Source organism: Novipirellula sp. (genome assembly GCF_041583735.1).
In the GTDB taxonomy this organism is placed as follows: Bacteria; Planctomycetota; Planctomycetia; order Pirellulales; family Pirellulaceae; genus Novipirellula.
In genome coordinates this window covers 1-3,875 of record NZ_JBFHFD010000757.1, presented here as the reverse complement: position 1 = coordinate 3,875, position 3,875 = coordinate 1, and the positions used below count along the sequence as shown (strand labels likewise).

The 3,875-nt window shown below is 57.9% G+C and carries 4 protein-coding genes; 1 reads left to right on the top strand and 3 read right to left on the bottom strand.

What is annotated here, in order from left to right:
* A partial coding sequence (locus ABX962_RS32235; protein WP_372725784.1) for a DUF1552 domain-containing protein occupies nucleotides 1–1,123 on the top strand: 1,123 nt, incomplete at its 5' end.
* Nucleotides 1,124–1,282: 159 nt separating this feature from the next.
* Here ABX962_RS32235 and ABX962_RS32230 read toward each other — a convergent pair.
* From ABX962_RS32230 to ABX962_RS32220, 3 genes are all read right to left on the bottom strand, one after another.
* The gene (locus tag ABX962_RS32230) at nucleotides 1,283–1,672 is read right to left on the bottom strand and encodes a DoxX family protein (RefSeq protein WP_372725782.1); all 390 of its coding nucleotides are present in this window, start codon (nucleotides 1,670–1,672) and stop codon (nucleotides 1,283–1,285) included.
* A 254-nt stretch (nucleotides 1,673–1,926) separates the two neighbouring features.
* The gene (locus tag ABX962_RS32225; protein WP_372725780.1) at nucleotides 1,927–3,063 is read right to left on the bottom strand and encodes a TrkA family potassium uptake protein; all 1,137 of its coding nucleotides are present in this window, start codon (nucleotides 3,061–3,063) and stop codon (nucleotides 1,927–1,929) included.
* 76 nt (nucleotides 3,064–3,139) lie between these two features.
* A partial coding sequence (locus ABX962_RS32220) for a pyruvate kinase (protein ID WP_372725778.1) occupies nucleotides 3,140–3,875 on the bottom strand: 736 nt, incomplete at its 5' end.

Here is a 3,875-nt window from a genome sequence, read left to right as displayed (position 1 = left end):
CCTGATGATGAAGGGGATTTCTGGCGTGCCTATCGAGCCGTTCGGAGGCGCGCCGCATGCGTTAGAGTTGTCGACCTGGCTGACTGCGACTCTTCCGGACGCGGACACACGCAGCCGTGTCAACATCGCGATCTCGGCCGACCAGATCATGGCCAACTACGTGGGTGCCCACACGTTGCTGCCCTCGCTCGAGCTGGCGACCATGCCTCAGACGTGGAAGGAGAACCAGGCGGGCCTGCACGAGGCGTACTACTCGCACTGCAGCTACCGCTCGCCCACGCAGCCCGTCCCCGCCGAGATCGATCCCCGCAACGTCTTGAACAGGCTGTTTGGCAAGAAGGGGCAGGCCAGTCGAGTCACGAAGGCAAACGCTCTCGACCGACAAATGCTCGACCGTGTGTTGGGCGGCGCGCGGGACCTGCGCCGGACACTGGCCCCAACCGACCAGCAAAAACTTGATGAGTATCTCGACAGCGTGCGCGCGGTCGAACGTCGCATCGTCGCAATCGAGCAACGCCAACAGGAAGCGGCCCTAGAGAAGGCGGGCGTCCGCTCGGCCAAACGTCACGCCAGCGATTCGCCGCCAATCGAGGTCAAGATTCCCGAGGGTGACAAACGCAGCGAATACATGCAGGTGATGTGCGACCTGACCGTCCTGGCATTTCAGACGGACACCACACGCGTCAGTACGTACATTGGGTCCACGCCCAACGGCGTGTCTTATCCCGAGTTGGGCTTTACAGACAAGCACCACTCGCAGACGCACCACGAGAATCGAAAAGAGATGGTCCGAAAGGTGGCAGCGATCACGAAGTTCAACATCGATCAGTTTGCCTACATGGTGAAAAAGATGGCCAGCCTGCGCGAGGGGGATGGTACGCTACTGGACAACTGCATCATGATGTGGGGCTCGGGGCTGGAAGACGGCAACAAGCATCGACGAGAGAACCTGCCATTCATCGTTGCGGGCAAGGGTGGCGGTTCGATCAAGACCGGGCGTTTTCTGCCCGACGTCAAGGGTAACCAGGGCGACCTGCTCAAGACGCTGCTCTCGTGCGCCGGCGTGCCGCTGGACCGGCCGATCGGCATCGCGACCAAGCAGATCACCGAAATCATGGCCTGATCTTGCTTTAGCAGCCGCAATGCTTCCAGGGAAAGCCCTGGGCTGCTAAATCTAACTTCATCAGCAACGAAGGGCCAAGATTTCAATCGGCACGTTCTGGCAGAAATGACTCAGCGAATTCGAACACAGATCCATCCGGTTGCGTCGCGTGACTCGGTTTCAGGCTTTGCGAATCGTCGCCCACCAAACCCAAGCGATTAAAGCACCTTGCAACGGCAAGCGTGCGACGAGCATCCAGAATGGAATCGACGGAAACAGTTCGGCGTTGGTCATCATAAAAAGGTTTGCTGGAAAGACAGCGACCAACAATGCGATCAAGCCCCATCCCGCTACGCGCCGCAGTCGTGGTACCGCCACGCCAACGCCGCCGAGCACTTCAAAGAATCCTGAGACGTACACCAATGCCAACGGCCAAGGCAGATAGTGCGGCATGATCTTCAAGTAGGTCATCGGCGAGACAAAGTGATTGATGCCTGCCGCTACGAAAACGACGGAAATCAGGCCGATGGAAATCCGTTTGCTCAGCGATCTCGTTTGGCGTTCGATCATGGGAGCTGTTCGTTTTACTTCGCAATGCTGCGATAGGAAAGTGAAATGCCGAGCTTCGAGCTGTCAAACACGCCGCATGCGATCGTTGTTTCGCTCTTCCAAATGTAAGGACAAATTAACAATATCGATGATGATTATGCACTCGAGTCAAAACCCCTCGCCTATTCTTGTTGGCTGGGCACCTCTGTGTTGCGGGGGTCGGTCCTGCCACGCATTCTTCCCGATGCGATTGGCTTTGGTTTGCTGGCTGCGACTCAGTTTTCTACCGAGACGCCTCGGTAGGTCATTTTGGGCTGCTTGCGTAAGAAGCGGCGAGCGATCTCGGGGAGGTCGTCTTCGTGCCCCAGGACAATCACGATGTCGCCCGGTTTTAACAGCAGCGTGGGCGATGGATTCAGTTGCATCGTCCCATCGGCGTGGCGAACGCCGACGATCAAAAAGCTATGGTTGCCACGGATTTCCAGCTCGCTGAGCGGATGATTGGAAAGCTCGGAATCGGAGATGACTTCGAGCTCATTGAACTGCAGTCCAATTCGCCGGAGATCCTCTAGCATCGTTCCTTGATCTTGGATCTGCTCCAAAATACTTTCGGCCGTCGGTTGGGTGATCAACTGGGCCACTTTCTGGGCGCCGATCGCGGTGGGCAAGACGACTTGGTTTGCGCCGCATCCGAGTAGCTTCTTTTCGGTTCGCGGGTTTTCACCGCGAGCGATAATGCGGACGGCCGGGTTCATGTCGCGCGCCGTGATCGTGACAAACACGTTGGTGGCATCGAGCGACAGGACCGCCGCGACGTTCGAGGCGCGTTTGATCCCTGCTTGATCCAGGATGTCTTCCTCGGACGCATCGCCGTGTAGGACAAGGTAACCACGATCTTCGGCAGCACGTAGTCGGTCCAGGTCGGTATCGATCGCGACAAACGGTTTGCCCGAGGCGTATAACTCTCGTGCCAGGATCGTGCCCAAGCGTCCCATCCCACAGATGATCGTGTGGTTGCTGAGTCGCTCAATTCCCTTGGTCATTCGTCGTGCTCCCATTGCTCGGTTCAGTTCGCCATCGATCAACATCTGCATGAATCCGCCGACGGTGTAGATCACCGCACCATAGCCAGCGACGATCACCATGATCGTCAGTGCCCGCAGCGGCGGCGATTCGATCGGATGGACTTCGCCGTAACCGACGCCAAAGATCGTAATCACGACCATGTAAAGGGCATCGTCCAGATGCCAGCCCGCCGCCATGTAGCCGACAACCGCCACCATGCAGATCAATAGAAACAGCACGCCGCCGGTCATGATGCGACGCAGCGGTGGCGAGGCCGCCAGCTGAGAAACCGGCGGCGGTGCGTCAGGCCGCTTGCTCAGCCGATCGGTGTTTCGTTTTTGGTCCACGTTTGCTCACCTCTGCTTGGTCGGAGCGAGCTATTTCGGGGCTGGCGATAGGGACGGCAGACTGCGTTGCGGCAGACTACTTTGCGGTTGAGGGCGTCGTTTCAACTTGACGCAATTGCAACGAGTCGACCACTTTGCCATGGGCCAACACGTTGGTGATCACGACCAACCAGCTGCCGGGGGTGACCCAATCGCTTTGCCGCAGCCGTTCGGTCGCATTGGCAATCGTGGTGTCGGGATCGTCGGAGAATTCCATCAGGAAAGGTTCGACGCCCCATGGCAACAACATTTGATTGAATGTGTCTTCGACATCCGTAAAGGCATAAATGGGAACGCCACGCGGACGAAGTGACGCGAGGACGTAAGCCAGGTAGCCACTGCGGGTAAAGACAACGATACCGGCTTGCCCCAACTCTTGAGCCAGCAGGGCGGCCGAGCGAAGCATCTTGGCTTTGGGTTCCCGCAGTGTGATCAGCGAGTTCAGTGAACGGCTGACCGTCGGTTCGATGCTGCGGATGATGTTCTTCATCACCTCGACCGATTCAAACGGGTAGGCCCCGGTGGTCGTTTCGCCTGACAGCATCACCGCGTCGGCTTGTTCGCGGACCGCGTTGCTGACGTCCGATACTTCCGCTCGCGTCGGCATCGGAGATTGAATCATTGATTCGAGCAGGTGCGTTGCGATGATCACCGGTTTGCCTTCGCTTTGGCAAGCCGCGATCAACTGCGATTGGACCAACGGCAGCTTGTGGTAATCGATCTCGATCCCCAAGTCACCTCGCGCGATCATCAATCCATCCGACTCGCGGATG